The sequence below is a fragment of the Allobosea sp. Root483D1 genome, assembly GCF_001429505.1.
In the GTDB taxonomy this organism is placed as follows: domain Bacteria; phylum Pseudomonadota; class Alphaproteobacteria; order Rhizobiales; family Beijerinckiaceae; genus Allobosea.
The window spans coordinates 553,016-568,900 of record NZ_LMJW01000018.1 but is presented as its reverse complement, the minus strand read 5'-3'; the positions used below and the strand labels follow the sequence as shown (position 1 = coordinate 568,900).

Genomic DNA, 15,885 nt, shown 5'->3' with positions numbered 1-15,885 from the left:
AGCCGGCGGCGGGGCAAGTTTTCGTCAGCCCGACGCGTGATTTGGTTTGTGTTGCAAGGCTTTGCCAAGCAAAGCTTTGGGATCAGCAGCTTCGCTTGATTCCTTGAGGGTGACGTGGCCGGGACGATCGATCCTTCCGCCTATCGCGATGCCGTGGTCGTGCTCGCCACGGCCGGCGTGATCGTGCCCTTCGCCAAGCGTTTCCGGGTCAATTCGGTCGTCGCCTTCATGGCCTGCGGCGCCCTGCTCGGCCCCTATGGTCTCGGCGGCCTCGCCGCCAAGATTCCCTTCCTCGGCGCGATCACCGTCTCGAATGCGGAGGCGCTCGCCGGCCCTGCCGAGCTCGGCGTCGCCTTCCTGCTCTTCGTCATCGGGCTCGAGCTCTCCTATGAGCGCCTGATGACCATGCGCCGGCTGGTCTTCGGGCTCGGCCTGGGCCAGGTCGCGTTCTCGGCCACCGCGATCAGCGCCATCGCCTATGCCTTCGGGCAGCCGGCGGCCGCGGCCCTGCTGATCGGCACGGCGCTCGCCTTGTCCTCGACCGCGATGGTGGTCGAGCTGCTATCGGCGCACCGTCGCATCACCTCCTCGGCCGGGCGCGCCAGCTTCGCCATCCTGCTCTGCCAGGACCTTGCGGTGATTCCTCTGCTCTTCCTGGTCAGCGTGCTCGGTGCGCAGGAGAACGGCTCGCTGCTCGCCGGCCTGACCCAGGCACTGCTTCAGGCAGTCGCCGCCATCGCTGCCATCGTCGTCATCGGCCGCGTCGCGATGCGCCCGCTCTTTCGCCTGGTCGCCTCGACCGATTCATCCGAGAGCTTCATGGCCGCGACGCTCCTGGTCGCACTCGGCACGGGGCTGATCGCCGCCGGGGCCGGCCTCTCCATGGGGCTGGGGGCCTTTATCGCCGGACTGCTGCTGGCCGAGACGGAGTATCGCCGCGCCATCGAGGTCACGATCGAGCCGTTCAAATCGCTGCTGATCGGCGTCTTCTTCCTGACTGTCGGCATGAGCGTGAACCCGGCCGCATTGGCGGCTCAGCCGGTCGCGATCCTGAGCATCGCCGCCGGGCTTTTCCTCGCCAAGGTGACAATCACCTTCCTGTTCGCCCGCTACTTCAAGCTGTCCCGGGCGACCGCGCTCGAAACCGCGATCATGATCGGCCCGGGCGGCGAGTTCGCGTTCGTGCTGCTGACTGCTTCCGTCGCCGCCAAGCTGGTCGACCAGAGCGCCGCCTCGCTGGTGCTGGCCGGCGTCTCGCTGACCATGATCTTCCTGCCGCTCGCCGCCCGCATGGCGCGAAAGCTCTCGGCGCGCCTGGCGCCTGCGGTGCACCTGCCCACGGAAGCGAGCATCCTGCCGCCGGACGATCACGCACCGCGTGCCATCGTCGTCGGCCTCGGCCGCGTCGGCCGGCTGGTCAGCGAGATGCTCGATCAGCACAAGGTTCCCTACATCACCGTCGATGCCGATCCCGCGCTGATCGCGGCGCAACGCCGGGCCGGCCGCCCGGCCTTCTACGGCAACGCCACCAGGCCGGATTTCCTGCGGCTCTGCGGCCTGGAGGAGGCGACCGCTCTGATCGTCACCATCGACAATCCCCGCGCCGTCGACGAGATCGTCGCGGCAGCGCGCAGCATGCGGCCGGACCTGGTGATCGTCGCTCGCGCCCGCGACGCCAAGCATGCCCGCCATCTCTACGAGATCGGCGTCAATGACGCCGTGCCGGAGACGATCGAGGCCAGCCTGCAATTGTCGGAAGCGGCTCTGGTCGGCCTCGGCGTGCCTATGGGCCTCGTCATCGCCTCGGTGCATCAGCGCCGCGACGATTTCCGCAGCGAGCTCAAGCCGGCGAGTGCGCCGCAGCCCGCGCTCCCGCGCCATGCCCGCTCGCGCCGGCTGTGACGCTGCTCGCCTGAACCAAACTTACGCGAACTCCTTGCGCTCCACCGGCTCCAGCCGGACGGAGAGCGGACTCTGCACCGGCTCCGGTTCAGCCCGCGCAGGTTTCCCCGCCGCCGCAGCCTGCATCGCCCGGCGCATATGGCCGTAGAACTGCTCGGCACTGTTGTGCCAGCTATGACGCTGGGCGAGCTCGAGCCCGGCCTCGCGCGGCAGGCGCAGGGCCGAGAGCGCGGCCTGGCGCAGATCCTCGTGCAGCACCGCCGCCTGACTGCCGGCGAAGACGTCGCTCGGCCCTTGCACCGGGAAGGCCGCGACCGGCAGCCCGCTCGCCGCTGCCTCCAACAGCACGATGCCGAAGGTGTCGGTCAGGCTCGGGAAGACGAAGACATCGGAGGAGGCATAGATCGACGCCAGGTCCTCGCCCTCGCGCGCACCGAGGAAATGCGCCTCCGGGAAGGCGCGCTTGAGATCGCCGCGAGCTGGGCCGTCTCCGACCACGACCTTGCTGCCGGGTAGCCGCAGCGACAGGAAGGCCTCGAGATTCTTCTCGACCGCGACCCGGCCGACACTGAGGAAGATCGGTCGCGGCAGGTCGAGCACGCTCTCCGGACGCGGATGGAACAGCGAGAGGTCGACACCCCGCCCCCAGCGCAGGATGCGCTCGAAGCCATTCGCGCGCAGCTCCGCCTCGACGGTCGCCGTCGAGACCATCACGCCGGCCGCCGGCCCGTGGAAACGGCGCAGGAAACGGTAGCTCCAGCTCTCGGGAATCGGCCAGCGCGCCGCGACATATTGCGGGAAGCGGGTGTGGTAGCTCGTGGTGAAGGTCCGCTTCTGTGCGAGGCAGACAGCGCGCGTCAGCCAGCCGATCGGCCCTTCGGTCGCGATATGGATATGATCGGGGCCGAACTCGGCGATGCGCCTAGCGATGTGGCGGCGCGTCGCCAACGCGATACGGATGTCGGGATAGGACGGCAGGCCGACCTGCCAGAAGCCTTCCGGCGTCAGCATCTGCGGGGTGACGCCGAATTCCGGCGCCGCCTCGACCATCCGTTCCAGCGAGCGCACCACGCCGTTGATCTGCGGGCGCCAGGCGTCCGTCGCGATCAGGACGCGCATCACGCGGCCTCGACGAGGCTCGGCACAGGGGCAGGACGCGTCGCGGGGGCCGGCAGCGCCGGCTTCTCGCCCCTCTGTCGATGCTGCGGCCAGCGGATGATCTCGAAGCGGCCATCGTCATGCTCGACCACGGCCGTGCAGCTTTCGACCCAATCGCCGGTGTTGATATAGGTCAGCCCGCCGATCTCGCGCTGGGCGGCGTGGTGGATGTGCCCGCAGATCACACCGTCGGCCTTGTGCCGTCGCGCCTCGTCGGCGAGGCACTGCTCGAACTCGCCGATATAGTTCACCGCGTTCTTGACCTTGTGCTTGGCCCAGGCCGAGAGCGACCAGTGCGGCAGACGAAGGACGCGGCGGACCTTGTTGATGCCGTGGTTGAGCACGAGCGCGATCGTGTAGGCCCAGTCGCCGAGCAGGGCGAGCCATTTGGCATTGCGCACCACGAGGTCGAACAGGTCGCCGTGGATCACCAGCATGCGCTTGCCGTCGGCGGTCTCGTGGACGATGTCGTCGACCAGCGTGATACCGCCGAACTGCAGGCCGGTGTAATCGCGCAGGAAGTCGTCGTGGTTGCCGGTGACGTAGATCAGCGTCGAGCCCTTGCGCACCTTGCGCAGCAGCTTCTGCACCACGTCGTTGTGCGACTGCGGGAAGTACCAGCCGCTCTTCAGCCGCCAGCCATCGATGATGTCGCCGACCAGGTAGATCGTCGGGGCGTCATAGTCGCGCAGGAACTCCAGCACGAGATCCGCCTGCGCTCCACGCGTGCCGAGATGCAGGTCGGATATGAAGATGCTGCGAACCTGCTTGGCGTCGCTGTCGTCGCTCATGCTCGCTGGCCTATCTATTGCGATGCGAGAGCCGGGTCCGATCAGATTGTCCCAATCTGATCGGTGAATCCGTCTCTCATCCCAAGTTCGAGACCGCTTTTCCGCTCAGCTTGCAGGCAAGCTGAGCGGAGCGGGCTCACCGGCGTGTGTCTGATTTGCACTACGCTTTGATGACGCGGCGGCGAAACCGTGCTTTGCCTGCCCTGACAGGAACGGACTTTCCGGGAGACGACAATGGATCTGGGTATTGCCGGCCGTACGGCCATCGTTTGCGCCTCGAGCAAGGGGCTGGGCCGTGGCTGCGCGCAGGCGCTCGCCGAAGCGGGTTGCACCGTCGTCGTCAACGGCCGTGACGCCAAGACGCTGGAGGAGACCGCGAGCGCGATCCGCGCCAGCACCGGCGCAACCGTGATCGCCGTCGTCGCGGACGTCTCGACCAAGGCTGGCCAGGACGCGCTGCTCGCCGCAGCGCCAAAGGTCGACATCCTCGTCAACAACAATGGCGGCCCGCCGCCCAAGCCCTTCCGCGAGGTGACGCGCGAAGGACTGATCGAAGGCGTCGCGCAGAACATGGCGACACCGCTGGAGCTGGTGCAGCGTGTGGTCGACGGCATGATCGAGCGGCGCTTCGGCCGCATCGTCAACATCACCTCGGCGAGCGTGCTGACCCCGCTGACCGGGCTCGACGTCTCCTCCGCCGCCCGCGCCGGCCTCACTGCCTTCCTGTCCGGCGTGGCCCGCGAAATCGCCCATGCCAACGTCACGATCAACAACATCCTGCCGGGCGTGTTCGACACCGACCGGATCAAGACCGCGACCAACAAGGTCGCCGAGATGCAGGGCATCAGCATCGAGGAAGCGACGAAGCGGCGGCTCGCTGCCGTCCCGGCCGGCCGCCTCGGCACGCCCGACGAGTTCGGCAAGCTCTGCGCCTTCATTTCCAGCGCCCATGCCGGCTACATCACCGGCCAGAACTTCCTGATCGACGGCGGCTCGTTCCGGACGAACTTCTGACCCCGGGTCGGCCGGGGCGCGTCAGCGTGCGCCTCGGTTCTCTCCTCCAGAACCAAACCGAGACCGATGACCATCGCCTATCGACGCGCCGTCCCCGAGGATACGCCCGCCTGTGTCGTCCTGCGCGGCAGGACACGGGAGAACGCCTTCTCGGTCGAGCGCCTCGCGGAAGCGGGTGTCACGCTCGAAAGCTGGCAGGCCGCCATCGCCGATGGCAGCCTGCCAGGCCATGTCGCGATCGAGGCCGATGAGATCGTCGGCTACTGCTTCGGCGAGCGCGAAACCGGCGAGATCGCCGTGCTGGCGCTGCTGCCCGAGCATGAAGGACAGGGCGTCGGGAAGACCCTGCTGGGCCTGGTTGTCACAGAATTCAGGGAGTTCGGCCTCACCAGGCTGTTCCTGAGCTGCTCATCCGATCCGGCCGTGCGCTCCTATGGCTTCTACCGGCATCTGGGTTGGACCTCGACCGGCAGCTTCGACGATCGCGGCGACGAGATCCTCGAATACCGCCTCGCCTGACCGCGCTAGCCATGGCGTCCCGCATCGCGCCGGTCCGATTTGCAAGATCGGTGCTTGGAACGGCTCCACGCTCGTGGTCTAAGGAATGGAAGTCTTGCACAAGACTTCCATTCCTCGTGCCCGACCTTTTCCCTTGTCACCGCTCCTCGGCATCAGCCTCAAGTTGCTTTCGGCCCTGTCGTTCACGCTGATGTCGGCCGGCATCAAGACGTTGGCCTCGCGCTATCCGACCGGCGAGCTCGTCTTCTTCCGCTCGTTCTTCGCGCTGATCCCGCTGATGATCTGGCTGGCCTGGCGGCATGAATTTCCCGAGGCGCTCAAGACCAGCAATCTGCGCGGCCATCTCAAGCGCGGTGTCATCGGCTCGACCGGCATGTTCCTCGGCTTCGCCGCTTTGCACCTGCTGCCGCTCTCGGACGCGGTCGCGATCGGCTATGCCGCGCCATTGATCGTCGTCGTGCTGGCGGCGCTGATCCTGAAGGAACGGGTCCGCGTCTATCGCTGGACCGCGGTCGCCGTCGGCTTCGTCGGCGTGCTGCTGATGCTCTCGCCGCATATGGGCGCCCAGGCCTTCGGGCACGGCCTGTCCGGCGGCCCCGCCATCGGCGCCCTGCTCGCGCTCGCCGGCGCCTTCTGCTCCGCCTTCGCCTCGGTCGAGGTCCGGCTCCTGACCCACACCGAGAAGACCGGCGCCATCGTCTTCTACTTCATGTCGCTGACTTCGCTGCTCGGCCTGCTGACGCTGGCGCTCGGCTGGACGGTGCCCGATTTGAAGGACTTCATCCTGCTCGTCACCATCGGCGTGCTCGGCGGTCTCGGCCAGATGCTGCTGGTCCAGGCCTATCGCTATGGCGACGCCTCGCTGATCGCGCCCTTCGAATACTCGACGATGATCTGGGCGACGGCGCTCGGCTGGTTCGTCTTCGGCGAATGGCCGGTGATGGCCGTTCTCCTGGGCTCGCTGATCGTGATCGCCTCGGGCATCTACGTCATCCTGCGCGAGCAGCAGCTCGGTCTCCTCAAGAAGGAAACCCGCGAGGTCGGCCCGTCCCGTTCGGTCTGAAGCCGCTCGACTTGCCGCTTGGAGTGATCCAAGGCATTGTCCGCTAAGACAAACAATCGTTCTCTATCCCAAACGGCACAATCTAGCCGGGCTAGAGACGACCGCAGGCAAGAGCGTAATGGGCATCGAAACCAAAGAACGTGGCGGCCGCGAGCTCGCATCCGGCGCGCAGGTGATTTCGGGCCAGCTCGGCAAGACGATCCAGCGGCTGCGCAAGGCGTATAACCTGTCGCTCTCGGAACTGGCCGAGCAGTCGGGCGTCGCCAAGTCGATCATCAGCCAGATCGAGCGCAACGAGACCAATCCGACGCTGGCGACGATCTGGCGGCTGTCGCAGGCGCTCGACGTCTCGATCGAGCGCGTGCTCTCGACCAATGAGGAAGAGGCCTTCATCGAGAAGATCGCCCGGCCGGACACGCCGATCCTGGTCTCGGAGGACGGCAAGCTGCGCCTCGCGATCATCGGCTGGATCAAGACCGTCGAATGGCTGCAATGGTACGAGGTCAGCGCCGAGCCCGGCGGCGAGCTCGATTCGGAAGGCCATCAGCGGGGCTCGATCGAATCGCTCTCGGTCAGCGCCGGCGAGTTCGAGGTCGAGGTCGGCGGCATCACCCAGCGCGCCAAGGCCGGCGAGACACTGCGCTATCGCTGCGACCGCCAGCACGTCGTCCGCTGCGTCAGCGGCCAGCCGGGCACGGCCCTGATGGTCTGCATCCTCAAGGCGGCGGTGATGGACTGAGGGCCGCTTCGTAAAGCTGCCCACCGTCACCCCCTTAGCCACCCGCCGCCTTCTGCGGCCGCGGTGGCCCCTGCACTGCCGGCAGCGACTTCAGATATTCGGCCATCGCCAGCCGGTCGGCATCCGGCAACTGCGCGATGTTGCGCACCACCGCCGCCATCGAACCGCCGACGCTGTCGAAGCTCGGCGTGAAGCCGGCCTTGAGCAATTCGGCGATCTCGGACTTCGACCATTTGCCGAGCCCATCCTCAGCCTGGGTGATGTTCGGCACCCAGCCCTTGCCCTCGGGGTCGGGCCCGCCGGCAAAGCGCGTCGCCTGGACGATGGCGCCGAACTGGTTGCGGCTGGAATGGCATTCGGCGCAATGGCCCGGCCCGTTCACCAGATAGGCGCCGCGATTCCATTCCTCGCTCTTGCCGGGATCGGCCTTGAACGGCGCCCCGTCGAAGAACAGCAGCTTCCAGCCGCCGACCAGGCGGCGGATATTGAAGGGGAAGCCGAGCTCATGGCCGGGCGCCTTGCCTTCAACCGATGGCAACGTCCGGATATAGGCGAGGAGATCGGCGACGGCCTTCGCCGGCATCAGCCGGTATGAGGTGTAGGGGAAGGCCGGATAATAGTGCTGGCCCGTTGGCGAAACGCCGGCGGTCATCGCCTGGATGAAATCGGCCGTGCCCCAGTTGCCGATGCCGTCGCGCGTATGCGGCGAGATGTTCGGTACGTGGAACCTGCCGAAGGGCGAGTCCAGCACGAGGCCACCGCCGAGCCTGGTCTTGTCGTCCTGTCCCGGCGTCGCATGGCAGGAGGCGCAGCCACCGGCCGCGAACAGCAGCTTGCCGTTCTCGATGTCGGGCGCCGGCAGCGTGCCGACTGCGGGGCCCGGCGAGACCACCCGCGGGTCTGTGAGGACGAAGAAGCCGGCAATGCCGAGCGCGATGAAGACCAGAAGCGTGATCAGCAGGCGGCGCATCGGTTCCTCATCGAGTTGTCCCAGGCGAATAACGCTCGTATCGCGACACGGTTCGCTCCGGATGCCGCCGACACGAAAGGAGCGGGCCTCTGCAAAGAAGCCCGCTCCTTAGATCAGGTCAAATCGGGAAGCGTCAGGCCGCCATCACTTCTTGATGCGATAGGTCTCGTGGCAGCCACCGCAATTCTTGGTGGCGTCGCCGAAAGCCGTGCGGAAGCCGGCGAGATCGGTCACGGCCGCGCCCTTGCCGGCATCGGCCTCGAACTTGGCGAAGGCGGCTTTGAAGCCGGCCTGATCTTCCCAGATCTTCGGGCCTGCCGTCGTCTCGCCGCCGGTCTTGGCGGTGTCGGGATAGAGGCCCGGCATCTTCTTGGCGGCATCGCCATAGGTCTTGAAGATCGCCTGCACCTTCGCCGCATCGAACGGCGCCTCGCCCTTGGCGATAGCCGCGCCGTCCCGTGTCGCAGCGCCGACGCCCTTCATCGTGTCGCGCCGTTCGGCGATCGGGTTGGCCTGGGCCAGGACGGCGGAGACACCGACGGCGAGACCGAGGGCGACGAAAGCAGAGCGAAGCATGCGTGGGAATCCTCCGGAAGGCAGCGCCGGAACCGGCGCTGTTTTGAACTCTTCCAGATCAACGCAGGCGCACGACAGCGCCAAGTCGCATTGTCGTGAAACTCCTTGCAAGGAAGCAAGCGCCTCCTTGCGTCAAAGCCGATATCCCGCCGCCTTCAGCGTCGCGAACACCTTGCCCGGAGTCGCCGGCATGTCGATCGCCGTGATCCCGGCGGCGCGGTTCAGCGCATCGACCATGGCGTTCATCACCGCCGGACAGGCGCCGATCGCGCCGGCCTCGCCCGCACCCTTCACCCCGAGGGCGTTGGTGACGCAGGGCACGTTGCGCGTCTCGAAATGGAAGTTCGGGATGTCGATCGCGCGCGGCAGGGCGTAGTCCATGAAGGTCGCGGTCAGCATCTGGCCGGATGTGTCAAAGCGGATCTCCTCCATCAGCGCCTGGCCGATGCCCTGCGCTGCCCCGCCATGGACCTGACCCTGCAGCATGATCGGGTTCAGCGTCACGCCGAAATCATCGACCACGACATAGGTCTGGATCTCGGTCCCCCCGGTCGCAGGATCAACTTCCAGTTCAACCACATGGGTGCCGTTCGGATAGGTCGCCTCCGGCGGCGTCCAGCTCTGATGGACGCTGAGCTGCTCGGCCTTGGCGCCGGGCAGGTTGGCGATCGCCTTGAGGTCGAGCTTCTTGTCGGTGCCGACGATGCGAACGGCCCCGTCGACGATCTCGAGGTCCCCCGGGGCGGCTTCGAGCGCATCCGAGGCAAGGCTCTTCAGGTTGTCGGCAAGGATGCCGGTCGCCGCGTTGAGGGCCGCGCCGCCGACGGGGATGGAGCGAGAGCCGCCCGTGCCGGAGCCGGTCGCGACCTTGTCGGTATCGCCCTGGATGACCTTGATGCGGTCCATCGGGATATCGAGATGCTGCGAGACGAGTTGCGAATAGGCGGTCTCGTGGCCCTGCCCGTTCGACTGGGTGCCGATCAGCACGGTGACGGTGCCGTCCTTCTCCAGGATCACGGTCGAACTCTCCGGCCCGCCACCGCCGCAGGCCTCGATATAGCAGGCGAGCCCGATACCGCGGATCTTGCCGGCCTTCTGCGAGGTTTTCAGGCGGCTCTTGAAGCCCGTCCAGTCCGCCACCTCCATGGCGCGGCGCATATGACCCTCGAACTCGCCGGAATCGTAGACCGGGCCGGTCTGCGTCCTGTGCGGCATCTCGCTCGGCTTGACGAAGTTCTGCGCCCGCACCGCATCCGGCGTCTTGCCGGTCTCGCGTGCGATCGCATCGACCAGCCGCTCGATCAGATAGGCCGCCTCGGGCCGCCCGGCGCCGCGATAGGCATCGACCGGCGTGGTGTTGGTGAAGACGCCGCGGAAGCGGACATGCACCGCCGGGATGCTGTAGCAGCCCGGCGTCATCGTCGTGCCGACCCAGGGGATGAAGGGCCCATATTGCGAGAGATAAGCGCCCATATCGGCGGCGAGGTCGACCTTGAGGCCGATGAACTTGCCGCGCTTGTCGAGCGCCATCGTCGCGGTGCTGAGGTTGGCGCGGCCATGGGTGTCGGCGAGGAAATGCTCGGTGCGATCGGCGACCCAACGCACCGGCCGCTTCAGCGTCTCGGCGGCGACCATGGTCAGCGGGTATTCGCGGTACATGAAGATCTTGGTGCCGAAGCCGCCGCCGACGTCGGGCGTGATCACCCGGATGCGGGACTGATCGACCTTGAGGATGTAGTCGGCCAGGATCTCGCGGGTGCCATGGCTGCCCTGGCTGCCGAGCGTCAGCGTCCAACGCTTGGTCGCCTTGTCGTATTCGGCGATGCAGGCCCGCGTCTCCATATAGTTGGAGGCGAGACGGTTGTTGACGATGGTGACCGAGACCGTCCGGTCGGCCTTGGCGAAGGCCTCTTCGGTCTTCTTGGCGTTGCCCTGCTCCGCCTCGAAGGCGACGTTGCCGGCGCGATCCGGCCAGACCTGCGGCGCCTTGGCTTCGAGCGCCTCGGCGATACCGGTGATCGAGGGCAGCGTCTCGAACTCGATCTCGATCGCCTCGGCCGCATCGCGCGCCTGGTCGAGCGTCTCGGCAACGATGAAGGCGATGGCTTCGCCGACATGGCGTACCGTGTCCACCGGCAGCACCGGCACCGGATTCGGCTTCACATCCTCGCCGGAAATGTCCTTGATCAGTCCCTTGCAAGGGATGTCGCCAAGATGGGCGACGTCCTCGCCGGTCAGGATCAGCTTGACGCCCTTGCGCGTCCTCGCCGTCTGCTTGTCGATGATCCTGAACCTTGCATGCGCGTGCGGCGAGCGCAGCACATAGGCGTGCAGGGCGCCCTCGACCGCGGTGTCGTCGGTATAGCGGCCCGTGCCGGTGGTCAGACGCTGATCCTCGACCCGCCGCACCGGCTGGCCCATCCCGAACTTCATCGGACGCATCGGCAAACTTCCTTCGGATCATTCGAATGAGAAAGACTGGCGCAGGATAGCCGCGACGTCACCCCGGTCCGCGCGCTGGGACCGGGATGCGCTAGGCGCAACCTGCCGGGTCTTGAATTCAGCGGATCATGCGCGCGGCACTGTCGGACATGCTCACCATCATGTTGTAGCTGGAGACGATCCGGTTGGCATCGTTGGCCGCGCCCTTGCGGACGTCGCCCTTCGACTTGCCGAGCTTCTCGCGGAAGTCGCGCAGCGAGCCGAGCCAGGTGCTCGCCGAGGAATCGATCATCGGCACGCCGGACGGATTGCTGTCCTTGAAGCGGTCCATCTCCTTGATCGCCCCTGAATAGCCGGCCAGCGCCGTGTCGAAGGCGACGAGGTCGACGATCGGGCTCTCATTGCTCGGCATCACATCCATCACGGCGCGCGCGTTGATCATGATGTTGCGCAGCTGCCAGCGGGCAAGGCGGCCCTCGCTCGCCTCGATCGCCGCAAGCTCGCGGGTGTCGATGCCCTTCTTGTAGCCGTTGAGCTGGACGCTGAAAGCAGTCCGCTCGCGCATGAAGGCCTCCGCCGCCGGCACCATCTTGGCGTGCAGCTCGCGGCCTTCGGCGGCGTTGTCGTCGCGATAGTCCTTGCGCTCGTAATAGCGCTCGGCCCGGGTGATCAGCGGCGCGAGTTCCTGATAGGCAGCGATATAGCGCTTCACCGCGCCGTCGAGTTCCGGCTGCGCCGGCGGCTGCCCCGCCGCCGCCTCGGCCTTGGCGATCTCGTCCTTCACGTCATAGAGGCTGTAGAGACCGTAGGAGATGTAGCGCTCCTTGCCGGTCGGCCCCTTCTTCATGTCGACCCAGCTTTTGTAGCGATCCCAGGATTCGATCGCCCGGATCGTCCGGTTGGAGAGCGAGGTATAGGCATTCGACTTGGCGATCGCCGCCTGAAGCTCGGGGTCCTGCGCCGGCCGCTTGGCTCCGCTCTGCGGGGCAGCCTGCGCGAAGGCGAGCGGGGCTGCGCAGGCAGTGGAAAGCAGGGCTGCGAGGGAGAGGCTCAGCAGGCGGGAGGCCTTCATCAGGACACCTTTGGTCGACCACGGCCGGGTTTGAGGCCGCGCCCCGTTATCGGCGCTGGCATTGCCAACCGCAACCGGAACACGATGCGTCAGCGGTCTATGGGTTCCCCGCGCATGGCCCAATCCTTGAAGCCACCGAGATAGTGGCTGTCGATGTCGAGCCCGGCGGCCTGCGCGAACTCCAGCGCCCGCAGCGAGCGCACGCCGGCAGCGCAGGAGAGCACGACGCGCTTGCCGGGTTCGTTCGGCAGGTCGGCCGGGTCGAACTGCGACAACGGCCGCGACAGCGAGCCGGGGATATGGCCGGCGGCGAACTCGTGCGGCTCGCGCACATCGACGATGAGGATCGAGCCGTCGGCGAGCCCCGCCTTGACGGCGTCGATGTCGAGGTCGTGTACGATCATGCTGTCACTCTCGGATGTCGCTCAGTTCAGGAGCTTCACCAGATAGAGGCTCAAGGCCGGAAATGCCACGCAGATGCCGAGCCTGATCACATCGGCACCGACGAAGGGCAGGACGCCGCGATAGATCCGCGTCACCGGCACGTCGCGCGCCAGCGAGGCGACGACGAAGACGTTCAGCCCGATCGGCGGGCAGGTCATGCCGATGCCGACCACGATCAGCACGAGGATGCCGAACCAGATCGCGATGTCGTCGGTCGGCATGCCGAAATCGAGCGCCGTCACGATCGGAAAGAACACCGGCAGCGTCAGCAGGATCATGGCGAGCTCGTCCATGACGCCGCCTAGCACGATGTAGAACAGCAAGAGGCCGACCAGCACCGTGTAGGGCGCCCAGCCCGAAGCCGCGATCATCTCGGCCGCGGCGGTCGGCACCTGCGTCAGCGCCAGGAAGGCGTTGAACACCTCCGCCCCGAGCAGGATCGCGAAGATCATCGCCGAGGTCTCGGCCGTCTGCAGGATCGCCTGCTTGACCCCTTCGAAGTTGAGCGTGCGCCGGAACAGGCCGATCGCCAGCATGATGAAGGCGCCGACGGACGCGCCCTCCGTCGGGGTAAAGACGCCGCCATAGATGCCGCCGACCACGATCACCGCGACCGCGAGCGCCGGGATGACGCCGAGCAGCAGCGGCCAGCGCTCCCGCCAGGGTGTGCGCTCATGGGCGGGCGCGAGCGTGCCGTCGAGCCGCGACATGATCCAGATGGTAATGCAATAGAACGTCGCCGCCATCAGGCCGGGGATCAGCGCCGCCTGGAACAGCTTGGCGATGTTCTGCTCGGTCGAGATCGCATAGACGACGAGGATCACCGAGGGCGGGATCAGGATGCCGAGCGTGCCGCCGACCGCGGTGACGCCGCAGGCGAAGCCTGGATCATAGCGGTAGCTGCGCAATTGCGGCAGCGCCGCGCGGGCAAAGGTCGCGGTGGTCGCGACCGAGGAGCCGCAGATCGCGCCGAAGCCGGTGCAGGCCCCGATCATCGCCATGCCGAGGCCGCCGCGACGATGGCCGACAAAGGCCGAGGCCGCCTTGAACAGGTCGCCCGCCAGCCCCGAGCGCTCGGCGAAGGCGCCCATCAGCACGAAGAGCGGGATCACCGAGAGCGTGTAGTTGGCGAAAATCTGGTAGGGCGTGGTGCGGATGTAGTTGAGGAAGGGCTCGAGCCCGTTGAGCTGGATATAGCCGGCGCTGCCGACCACCAGCATGGCGAGCCCGATCGGCAGGCGCAGCGCCATCAGCGCCAGCATGACGGCAAAGCCGGTGATCGCGAGGGAAAAACCGCTCATCGGGGCTGCCTGATGAGGCGGCTGGCGCTGACGAATGCGGCGAGCGCGACGAAGCCGGCAAGCACCGCGCAGAGCGCGATCGGCAGATAGCTCGGCAGCTGCAGCACCATGGTGTTCTCGCCGCTGGCGAGCGCCGAGCGCGCGCCGACGCCGAGCCGCCAGGCGATCAGCGCCATGGCAAGCCCGTAGACCACGTCCCAGAGCGCATCGATGCCGTCACACCAGCGCTGCGGCAGCTTCAGCGTGAAGGTGTCGACGAAGATGTTGCCGCGCTTCAGCTGGCAGAGCGGCAGGAAGCAGAAGGCGGCGACCGCGGTCGCCATCTGCACCAACTCGAAATCGCCGGGCACGCCGGCCGCGCCGACGAGATCGCTGCGCAAGGTCACGCTGACCACGACCATGGTCGCGACCGCGATCAGCAGTGCCCCGCCGATGAGCGCGACCGTCTCCGCCACCGCGTCGATGCGCGATGGCGGCCTTTCCCCCATGTCCCCGGTCATCGCGGCGGTCAGGCGGCGTTCTGGTGCTTGGTCAGCGCGGCGCGGGCGGCGGCAAGCAGCTTCTCGCCGTCGAGACCCTTGTCCTTGGCGGTCTTGAGCCAGCCCTCGATCACCGGCGCGGTCGTCTTATGCCAGCGGTCCGCCTCCGCCTGCTCGAGCGTGATGATGTTGTTGCCGCGCTTCTTGACCATCTCGGAAACGACGACGGCCTGCTCGTCCCAGACCTTGCCGGCCATGGCGGCGGCCGCGGCGCCCGAATTCTTGTCGATGATCGCCTTCAGGTCGGGCGCGAGGCCCTCATACTTGGCCTTGTTCATCGCGAGCACGAACGTTGCGACGTAGAAGGTCGGCGAGCCCGGGATCTCGGTGTGGTTCTTGACCAGTTCCTGCACCTTGATCGAAGGCACGACCTCCCAGGGCACGACGCAGCCGTCGATGACGCGCTGCGCCAGCGATTCCGGCACCTGCGGGATCGGCATGCCGATGGCGTTGGCACCGAGCGCACGCAGCGCCTCGCCGGCGAGCCGGGTCGGGAAGCGCAGCTTCAGACCCTTCAGGTCCTCCATCGTCTTCACCGGCTTGTTGGCATGGATCAGCCCGTGATCATGCGCCCAGAAGCAGATCGGATGGATATCCTTGAACTCGTCCTTGAGGTGCTCGCTGGCATAGTCGGTCAGCGCCAGCGAGTTCACCAGCGCCCGCTTGTTCGGCACGAAGGGCAGTTCGAACGCCTCGATGCCGGTGAAGCGGCCGGGCGTGTTGCCGGGCAGCGTCCAGACGATGTCGACGACGCCGTCGCGGGCCTGATCGTAGAGCTGCGGCGGGGTGCCGCCGAGCTGCATCGACGGGAAGATGTCGATCTTGATCCGGCCGTTCGATTCGGCTCCGACCTTGTCGGCCCAGGGCTTCAGGAACTTGGAATGCCCGTTCGCCACCGGCGGCAGGAAGTGATGCATGCGCAGCGTCACTTCCTGCGCATTGGCACGGCTGGCGCGCAGCACCGCCGGAGCGGCCACGGCCGAGCCGGCGAGCGTCAGGAACTTGCGGCGATCAAAGCTCATTTGGGTCCCCTCCCCGGGAATTCTGCGTTGTTGCGTTCACCCTGCCGCGGGCCTTGCCAGCAAAAGGCCGGCTGGCCCGTCTCGCGAAGACGCAAGATGGATCAAACCGGCCCCGATGCAAACTGGCCGGAAGTCTCACGCCTTCCGGCCTTATAGTTTCATTCGTAACTAATTCGCAAGCCCGCAGGAACTTGCCCGACGGGCAGCTCTCGCTAGAGCCCGTTCCGGCGAGCTTGCACTGCAAGCTCGCCGGCAAAAACGGTCTCCAGACTACAAGCGCGAGACGGATTCACTGATCGGGTTGATTCAACCCGATCAGATCCGACTCGAGCG

The 15,885-nt window shown here is 66.7% G+C and carries 15 protein-coding genes; 5 read left to right on the top strand and 10 right to left on the bottom strand.

Features of this window, described 5'->3' with window-relative positions; all coding sequences use genetic code 11:
- Positions 1-114: 114 nt before the first annotated feature.
- Positions 115-1,902 (top strand): cation:proton antiporter, encoded by a 1,788-nt coding sequence (locus ASE66_RS18035; protein ID WP_057191056.1) that lies wholly within the window; start codon positions 115-117, stop codon positions 1,900-1,902.
- 21 nt (positions 1,903-1,923) lie between these two features.
- Here the strand turns inward: ASE66_RS18035 and ASE66_RS18030 are convergent, their stop codons facing one another.
- On the bottom strand, positions 1,924-3,021 hold the full coding sequence (locus ASE66_RS18030; protein WP_082613532.1) for a glycosyltransferase family 4 protein: 1,098 nt from the start codon (positions 3,019-3,021) through the stop codon (positions 1,924-1,926).
- Positions 3,021-3,851, bottom strand: a complete 831-nt coding sequence (locus ASE66_RS18025) for a UDP-2,3-diacylglucosamine diphosphatase (protein ID WP_057191055.1) — start codon at positions 3,849-3,851, stop codon at positions 3,021-3,023. Before ASE66_RS18025 ends, ASE66_RS18030 begins: the two co-directional genes overlap by 1 nt.
- A 234-nt stretch (positions 3,852-4,085) precedes the next feature.
- Between ASE66_RS18025 and ASE66_RS18020 the strand changes: the two genes are divergently transcribed.
- The 4 genes from ASE66_RS18020 (at position 4,086) to ASE66_RS18005 (ending at position 7,186) form a co-directional block, all read left to right on the top strand.
- Positions 4,086-4,865, top strand: a complete 780-nt coding sequence (locus tag ASE66_RS18020; RefSeq protein ID WP_057191054.1) for an SDR family oxidoreductase — start codon at positions 4,086-4,088, stop codon at positions 4,863-4,865.
- 66 nt (positions 4,866-4,931) lie between these two features.
- Positions 4,932-5,384 (top strand): GNAT family N-acetyltransferase, encoded by a 453-nt coding sequence (locus tag ASE66_RS18015; protein WP_057191053.1) that lies wholly within the window; start codon positions 4,932-4,934, stop codon positions 5,382-5,384.
- A gap of 133 nt (positions 5,385-5,517) precedes the next feature.
- A complete protein-coding gene (locus ASE66_RS18010) occupies positions 5,518-6,447 on the top strand; it encodes a DMT family transporter (protein ID WP_057191052.1) in 930 nt (309 codons plus the stop codon).
- A 118-nt stretch (positions 6,448-6,565) separates the two neighbouring features.
- On the top strand, positions 6,566-7,186 hold the full coding sequence (locus ASE66_RS18005; RefSeq protein ID WP_057191051.1) for a helix-turn-helix domain-containing protein: 621 nt from the start codon (positions 6,566-6,568) through the stop codon (positions 7,184-7,186).
- A 34-nt stretch (positions 7,187-7,220) separates the two neighbouring features.
- Here ASE66_RS18005 and ASE66_RS18000 read toward each other — a convergent pair whose 3' ends face one another.
- The 8 genes from ASE66_RS18000 to ASE66_RS17965 form a co-directional block, all read right to left on the bottom strand.
- Positions 7,221-8,156, bottom strand: coding sequence for a cytochrome c (locus ASE66_RS18000; RefSeq protein WP_057191050.1), 936 nt, complete (start codon positions 8,154-8,156; stop codon positions 7,221-7,223).
- A gap of 144 nt (positions 8,157-8,300) precedes the next feature.
- Positions 8,301-8,732, bottom strand: coding sequence for a c-type cytochrome (locus ASE66_RS17995; protein WP_057191049.1), 432 nt, complete (start codon positions 8,730-8,732; stop codon positions 8,301-8,303).
- A 132-nt stretch (positions 8,733-8,864) separates the two neighbouring features.
- Positions 8,865-11,174, bottom strand: coding sequence for a xanthine dehydrogenase family protein molybdopterin-binding subunit (locus ASE66_RS17990; protein WP_057191048.1), 2,310 nt, complete (start codon positions 11,172-11,174; stop codon positions 8,865-8,867).
- Positions 11,175-11,292: 118 nt separating this feature from the next.
- Entirely contained in the window at positions 11,293-12,246 is a 954-nt protein-coding gene (locus tag ASE66_RS17985) for a YiiG family protein (RefSeq protein WP_057191047.1), read from the bottom strand.
- An 89-nt stretch (positions 12,247-12,335) separates the two neighbouring features.
- The gene (locus tag ASE66_RS17980) at positions 12,336-12,650 is read right to left on the bottom strand and encodes a rhodanese-like domain-containing protein (protein WP_057191046.1); all 315 of its coding nucleotides are present in this window, start codon (positions 12,648-12,650) and stop codon (positions 12,336-12,338) included.
- A 21-nt stretch (positions 12,651-12,671) separates the two neighbouring features.
- Positions 12,672-13,991, bottom strand: coding sequence for a TRAP transporter large permease (locus ASE66_RS17975; RefSeq protein WP_057191045.1), 1,320 nt, complete (start codon positions 13,989-13,991; stop codon positions 12,672-12,674).
- Positions 13,988-14,479 (bottom strand): TRAP transporter small permease, encoded by a 492-nt coding sequence (locus tag ASE66_RS17970; RefSeq protein ID WP_057191044.1) that lies wholly within the window; start codon positions 14,477-14,479, stop codon positions 13,988-13,990. Before ASE66_RS17970 ends, ASE66_RS17975 begins: the two co-directional genes overlap by 4 nt.
- A gap of 20 nt (positions 14,480-14,499) precedes the next feature.
- A complete protein-coding gene (locus ASE66_RS17965) occupies positions 14,500-15,552 on the bottom strand; it encodes a TRAP transporter substrate-binding protein (RefSeq protein WP_057191043.1) in 1,053 nt (350 codons plus the stop codon).
- Positions 15,553-15,885: the final 333 nt, after the last annotated feature.